The following is a 6,500-nucleotide window of genomic DNA, read 5'->3' as shown; positions in this document are numbered from 1 at the left end:
TCGGGGTAGGCCGCCGCGACGGCACCCTGGCGGGCGGCGGGCGCGGGCACCGGTGCCGAGGAGCCCACGGTGACCGGGCCGCCGGCGGCGGAACCGAGCTGTGCGGCGATGTCCTGGGCGAGCCGGGAGGGGGACGTGTCCGGCTGGGGCAGCAGCAGGACCGTACCGCCGTCCCGGGCCGCGGCCAGCCCGTGCCGGGTGGCCGCCAGATGGGAGGCGGCGGCCCAGAGGCGTTGCCGTCCGACGCTCTCCTCGGTGTCGGAGTCGTGGTATCCGTCCAGCCGGGCGCTGAGCAGTACGTGCGGTGCGTCCAGGTCGGCGTGCAGCCGTGCGGCGCGGTCGCGCAGCAGCCGCGGATCGTGACTGGTGGCGTCGAGCAGCTCGTCCAGCAGTTCGCCGCGCACCCGCTGCTCGGCCTCACCGGCGGACCGGCGTGCCAGCAGCAGCAGGGACGTCACCATGGCGGCACGCTCGAAGGTGCGCTGGTCGACGGGGTCCAGGGCCGGGTGACCGTGCAGGACGAGGGCGCCGAGGAGTTCGCCGCCCGCGGAGACCGCGGTGACCCAGCTGTCGCCGTCGCGTACCGCGTACCCGTCGTGACTCGACCGCGCCACCGCCCGGCGTGCCGACGCCACCGCCGGTTCCACGAACTCGACGCGGCCCGCCAGTACCTCCGCGACCGCCCCGGCCACGTCGGTCACGTCGCCGCCGCGCAGCACGAGTTCGGTGAGCCGGTCGTGCACGTCGCTCGCGCGTTCCATCGTCTCGTTGGCGGTCTCCAGCTCGGCGACCGCCGCCCGGGTCTCGGACAGCAGCCGGGCCGTGTCGATGGCGACGGCGGCGTGCGCGGCGAAGGAGCCGAGCAGCGCGACCTGTTCGCGCTCGAAGACCCGCGCCCGGCGGTCGGCGGCGTAGAGGACGCCGATCACGTCACGGCCGCCGCGCAGCAGCGGCACGCCGAGGATGGCGACCAGGCCCTCCTCGCCGACGGCGCTGTCGATGAGGCGGGTGTGCTGGAAACGCGAGTCGGCGGGATAGTCGTCGGTGACGTACGGCCGCGCGGTCTGCGCGACCAGGCCGCCCAGCCCCTCCCCCATGCCGAGCCGCACCTGCTGGAACCGGGCGGAGACGGAGCCCTCGGTGACCCGCATGTAGGTGTCGCCGCGGTCGGGGTCGGTGAGCGTCATGTACGCGACGTCGGTGCCCAGCAGTGAACGGGCGCGCTGCACGATGGCGCGCAGCACGTCGTCCAGTTCGCGCAGTCCGGCCAGGTCGTGCACGGTCTCGATGAGCGCGGTCAGCTCGGCCTCGCGCCGCCGGCGGCCCTCCAGCTCCGAACGGATGCGCAGCGCCAGCTGCTTGCCGCTCTCCAGCGCCGCGAGCTCCGCCGGAGGCGCACCGGCGGCACGGGCGTGTGCCATCGGTTCGTCGTACGCCTCGGCGGGTGCGCGTCGGGAGAGGAGTTCCAGGTAGGCGGCGTCGGGCCGGGCTCGGGGCATGGTCACAGGCTTACCCGTGGTGCGGGGCGTGACGCCAGAGGTGAGGGCGTGTCAGTGGTGTGCGTGTCGGCGTGCGTGTCCGTGTGCGTGTGCGTGTCCGTGTGGGGCGAGCGGGTCAGTGAGCGGTCCACGCGCCGTCGAGCGGGAGGGAGGCACCGGTGATGAAGGAGGCGTGCGGTGAGCAGAGGTAGGCGACGGACTCGGCGACCTCCTCGGGCTCGATGAGCCGCTTGAGCGCGGAGTCGGCGAGCAGCACCTCGGAGACCACCCGGTCGGCTGTGATGCCGTGCGCGGCGGCCTGGTCGGCGATCTGCCGTTCGACCAGGGGCGTACGGACGTAGGAGGGACTGACGCAGTTCGCGGTGACCCCGTGCTCGGCGCCCTCCAGGGCGGTGACCTTGGAGAGGCCCTCCAGGCCGTGCTTGGCGGCGACGTAGGCCGACTTGTACGGGGAGGCGCGCAGGCCGTGCACGGAGGAGATGTTCACAATGCGGCCCCAGCCCTGCTCGTACATGTGCGGGAGCGCGCCGCGAGTGAGCCGGAACGGAGCCTCCAGCATCAGCGTCAGCAGGGTGCGGAAGTCCGCGGGCGGGAACTCCTCGATGGGGCGGACGAGTTGCGCACCGGCGCCGTTGACCAGGACGTCCGCACCGGCCGCCGCGCGCTCGGCGGCGTCGAGTCCGTCCGGGCTGGTGAGGTCGAGGGGGTGGGGCTGCACCGCGTCCGCCTCGCCCTGCAGGGCGTGGAGCCCGTCGGCGTCGCGGTCGACGGCCCGTACCTTGGCGCCCGCCGCCGCCAGCCGCAGCGCGCAGCAGCGGCCGATGCCGCTGGCGGCACCGGTGACCACCGCGGTGCGTCCGGTGAGGTCGAGGGCGACGGAGTGCGGGGCGGACGGGGAGCCGGTGCGGGGGGTGAACTGCGAGGTCATGCGCACAGCTTCACCCGGCGTGCGATACCGCCCAATGTGGTCACGCCACACTCGCCGTCCGTAACCCCTGGCCGTACGACACGTTCGGCGAGGGGTCCGTACGGCTCTACGGTCGGCGCGACCCCCACGGAAGGAAGCCCATGAGAGCTTCTGTGTACCGACGAGCCGCTCTGCTGCTGACCGCCCTCGCCACCCTCGTCCTCGTCCCGGCGGGAGGCGCCACCACCTCCGCCGCCGCCTTACCGGCCGATGCGGGTGCCGGCCTGGAGCAGGTCGACGGCTTCGGCTCCAACCCCGGCGCGCTCACCATGTACCGCTACACACCGACGGGGCTGCCCGCGAACAGCCCCGTCGTCGTCGTGCTGCACGGCTGCACCCAGGACGCGGCCACCTACTTCGACGGCGCGGGCTGGCAGGACTTCGCCGACGCCCGCGGCTTCTCCGTCGTCGCGGCCCAGCAGGAGCAGGCCAACAACATCAAGAAGTGCTTCAACTGGTTCCAGCCCGGCGACACGGCACGCGACCAGGGCGAAGCGCTGTCGATCAAGCAGATGGTGGACCGCACGGTCGCCGACCTGGACGCCGACCCCTCGCGCGTCTTCGTCACCGGGCTGTCGGCGGGCGGCGCCATGACGGCGTCGATGCTGGCCGCCTATCCGGACGTCTTCGCGGCCGGCGCGGTCGTCGGCGGGCTGCCGCACGGCTGCGCGGACACCGTGGCCGAGGCGTTCACCTGCATGAATCCCGGTGTCAGCAAGTCGGCTGCCGCATGGGGCGACCTGGCGCGGAAGTCCGCGCCAGGCCACACGGGTGCCCGGCCGAAGGTGTCGGTGTGGCACGGCACCGCCGACGCCACGGTCAGCAGGGCCAACGCCACCGAGTCGGTCAAGCAGTGGACGAACGTACTCGGCGCCGACCAGGACGCCGACGCGACGGAGGCGCTGCCGGGCGGCACCACCCGCTCCGAGTACACGGACGGGAACGGTGACGTCGTCGCGCGCAGCTACCTCGTGGAGGGCATGGGACACGGCACGCCGGTGAAGCCGGACGAGGGATGCGGGACTGCCGGACAGCACTTCCTGGACACGATCTGCTCCAGCCGGTACATCACCCGCGACTGGGGGCTGGGCGGCTGACACCCCGCCCGTGCGGCGCGGTCGGCCGGGTCAGTTTTCGCCCCGGTCGGCCGTCCCGCCGGTCAGATGGGTGAACGCGTCGAGATTGCGGGTCGACTCGCCGCGCGAGGTGCGCCAGTCGTACTCGCGGCGGATCGCCGTCGCGAAGCCCATCTCCAGCAGGGTGTTGAAGGAGCCGTCGGCGTTCTCCAGCACCGCGCCCAGCAGCCGGTCCACCTCCTCCGGGGTGACGGCGGCCAGCGGGAGGCGGCCGGCCAGATAGACGTCGCCCATCGGGTCCAGGGCGTAACTCACGCCGTAGAGACGGGTGTTGCGTTCCAGTAGCCAGCGGTGCACTGCAGCATGGTTCTCGTCCGGGCAGCGCACGACGAAGGCGTTGACGGAGAGCGAGTGCTTCCCGACGGCCAGCGAGCAGGTGGTCGACAGCTTGCGCGTGCCGGGGAGGGTGACGACGTACGTGCCCGCCGCCGGGCTCTCCCACTCCAGTCCGGCCTCGCGCAGCGCCTGCTCGACGGCGCTCGCCGCAGCGGTCGCGCCGGTCGTCGGGCTCTTCGCGTCAGCCATGGGCCGATCGTAGGTGACGGCGCCGGTCGTGCAGCGCGTCGGCGTAGACCTCGAGCGTGCTGGCCGCCACGGCGTCCCAGCCGAAGCCCGCCGCGTGCCGGGCCGCGGACTCGCCCATCCGGTCGGTCAGTCCGCCGGTGACGAAGCGCCGCAGTGTCCGCGCGTACGCCGCCGGCTCGTGCCCCTCGACGAGGAAGCCGCTGACCTCGTCCCGTACCGCGACCGGCAGGCCGCCCACCGCCGCGGCGATCACAGGTGTGCCGCAGGCCTGCGCCTCGACCGCCACCAGACCGAAGGACTCGCTGTAGGACGGCATCACCAGCACGCTCGCGGCCCGGTACCAGTCCGCCAGCTCCGCCTGCTCCACCGGCGGATGGAAGCGCACCACATCGGAGACGCCCAGCTTCGCGGCGAGCTTGTGCAGCCGTTCCGGCCTGGCGAGTCCGCTGCCGCTGGGTCCGCCCACCACCGGGACCACCAGCCTGCCGCGCAGGGCCGGGTCCTCGTCCACCAGCAGCGCGACGGCGCGCAGCAGGATGTCCGGCGCCTTGAGCGGCTGTATCCGGCCGGCGAAGAGCGGGATCAGCGCGTCCTGCGGCAGCCCGAGCCGGGCCCGGGCGGCGGCACGTCCGTCGGCGGGCCGGAAGCGCTCCAGGTTGACGCCCGGGTGCACCACGGCGGTGCGCGCGGGGTCGGCGTCGTAGTGCCGGACCAGCTCCCCCGCCTCCTCGGCGGTGTTCGCGATGAGCCGGTCGGCGGCCCGTACGATCTGCGTCTCCCCGATGACCCGGGCCGCGGGTTCCGGGGTGTCGCCCTTGGCGAGCGCGGCGTTCTTCACCTTCGCCATGGTGTGCATGGCGTTGACGAGCGGTACGCCCCAGCGCTGGGCGGCGAGCCAGCCGACGTGCCCGGAGAGCCAGTAGTGGGAGTGCACCAGGTCGTAGTGGCCGGGCCGGTGCCCCGCCCACGCCTGCATCACGCCGTGTGTGAACGCGCACAGCTGCGCGGGCAGCTCCTCCTTCGCCAGACCCTCGTAGGGTCCCGCGTCGATGTGCCGTACGAGCACGCCCGGCGCCAGCTCGACGCGGGACGGGAGGCCGGCGGTCGTGGCACGGGTGAAGATCTCCACCTGGGTGCCGTGCTCGGCGAGCTGCCGCGCGAGCTCGACTATGTAGACGTTCATGCCGCCCGCGTCGCCGGTGCCGGGCTGGTCCAGCGGGGAAGTGTGCACGCTCAGCATCGCCACCCTGCGGGGCCGCCGTGCGGCACCGTGGAACCGGATACGGTGCGGCGGCCGGGGGAGCCGCTGGCCGAGCCGCGCTACGTACTGGCTCACGGGCGATTGCCTCCTCGGGGACGCGGAGCTGAGCGGAGCGGAGCAGAGCGGATTTCTGGGGCCTGTGACGTGGAACAGCGGCGGTCTGCTTCCCATTTCCGTTTTGCCGAATCGTGACCCTGAGCTTTCGGCGGTGCCGTTCCGTACCCTCGTGGCATGGCCGCCCGCACCCCCGCCCGCCCCGTCGGGACGGCGACGCGCGGGACCACCAGCCCCAACCGGCTGCGCCGCATGGACCGCTGGCTCGCCGCCGTGCACGGTCCCGCGCTGCGCCGCTCCCTGCTGCCGCCGCTCGCCGTCGACCTCGGCTACGGTGCCGCGCCCTGGACCGCCGTCGAACTGCTGGCCAGGCTGCGTACGGTGCGCGCGGGCACCGGTGTCGTCGGGGTCGAGATCGATCCGGCGCGGGTCGCGGCGGCGCGACCGTACGAGCGCGAGGGGCTGAGCTTCGTGCGCGGAGGCTTCGAGGTGCCCCTCCCGGCCGGCCGCCGCCCGGTGCTGATCCGCGCCGCCAATGTGCTGCGCCAGTACGAGGAGAGCGAGGTCACCGCGGTCTGGTCCCGCCTGTGCGCGCGGCTCGCGCCGGACGGGCTGCTGGTCGAGGGCACCTGCGACGAGATCGGGCGGCGCCACGTGTGGGTGGCGCTGGGGGCCGAGGGGCCGCGTACGGTCACCTTCGCCGCCCGGCTGGCTTCGCTGACCGCGCCGTCCGACCTCGCGGAGCGGCTGCCGAAGGCGCTGATCCACCGCAACGTGCCGGGCGAGCCGGTCCACGCCTTCCTGCGCGACTTCGACCGGGCGTGGGCGGCGGCCGCCCCGTACGCGTCACTCGGCGCCCGGCAGCGCTGGCTGCGCGCGGTGCGTGCCCTGGCGCAGGACTGGCCGGTCACCGACGGGCCGCGGCGCTGGCGACAGGGCGAGGTCACCGTGAGCTGGCACGCACTCGCCCCGGACAACCTCTAGCGATAGCGAGGCCGTCCGCTCCCTAGCCGTCCGACGTCGGCGCCGGGGGCGGCGGCGGCGCCGACGTCCACAGC

General features: G+C 73.9%; 6 protein-coding genes. 2 read left to right on the top strand and 4 right to left on the bottom strand.

Going from position 1 to position 6,500, the window contains the following annotated elements; all coding sequences use genetic code 11:
• Together ACRDP3_RS09550 and ACRDP3_RS09545 are read right to left on the bottom strand one after the other, a co-directional pair.
• A partial coding sequence (locus tag ACRDP3_RS09550) for a GAF domain-containing protein (RefSeq protein ID WP_431516435.1) occupies positions 1–1,499 on the bottom strand: 1,499 nt, incomplete at its 3' end.
• A 115-nt stretch (positions 1,500–1,614) separates the two neighbouring features.
• Positions 1,615–2,427: a 3-hydroxybutyrate dehydrogenase gene (locus ACRDP3_RS09545; RefSeq protein WP_431516434.1), complete on the bottom strand. Its 813-nt coding sequence runs from the start codon at positions 2,425–2,427 to the stop codon at positions 1,615–1,617.
• Positions 2,428–2,567: 140 nt separating this feature from the next.
• On the opposite strand from ACRDP3_RS09545, the gene ACRDP3_RS09540 reads away from it, so the two are divergent.
• On the top strand, positions 2,568–3,563 hold the full coding sequence (locus tag ACRDP3_RS09540) for an extracellular catalytic domain type 1 short-chain-length polyhydroxyalkanoate depolymerase (protein WP_431516433.1): 996 nt from the start codon (positions 2,568–2,570) through the stop codon (positions 3,561–3,563).
• A 30-nt stretch (positions 3,564–3,593) separates the two neighbouring features.
• Here ACRDP3_RS09540 and ACRDP3_RS09535 read toward each other — a convergent pair whose 3' ends face one another.
• Together ACRDP3_RS09535 and mshA are read right to left on the bottom strand one after the other, a co-directional pair.
• Positions 3,594–4,127: a YbjN domain-containing protein gene (locus ACRDP3_RS09535; protein WP_431516432.1), complete on the bottom strand. Its 534-nt coding sequence runs from the start codon at positions 4,125–4,127 to the stop codon at positions 3,594–3,596.
• Positions 4,120–5,463 (bottom strand): D-inositol-3-phosphate glycosyltransferase, encoded by a 1,344-nt coding sequence (gene mshA, locus ACRDP3_RS09530; RefSeq protein WP_431516431.1) that lies wholly within the window; start codon positions 5,461–5,463, stop codon positions 4,120–4,122. The genes ACRDP3_RS09535 and mshA overlap by 8 nt, the downstream gene beginning before the upstream one ends.
• Before the next feature lie 156 nt (positions 5,464–5,619).
• Here mshA and ACRDP3_RS09525 point away from each other — a divergent pair, with 156 nt between their 5' ends.
• Positions 5,620–6,426, top strand: coding sequence for a class I SAM-dependent methyltransferase (locus tag ACRDP3_RS09525; RefSeq protein ID WP_431516430.1), 807 nt, complete (start codon positions 5,620–5,622; stop codon positions 6,424–6,426).
• Positions 6,427–6,500: the final 74 nt, after the last annotated feature.

Origin of the sequence: Streptomyces sp. (genome assembly GCF_050698815.1) — a bacterium.
Taxonomy (GTDB): domain Bacteria; phylum Actinomycetota; class Actinomycetes; order Streptomycetales; family Streptomycetaceae; genus Streptomyces.
This window is presented reverse-complemented; position numbering and strand designations above follow the sequence as displayed.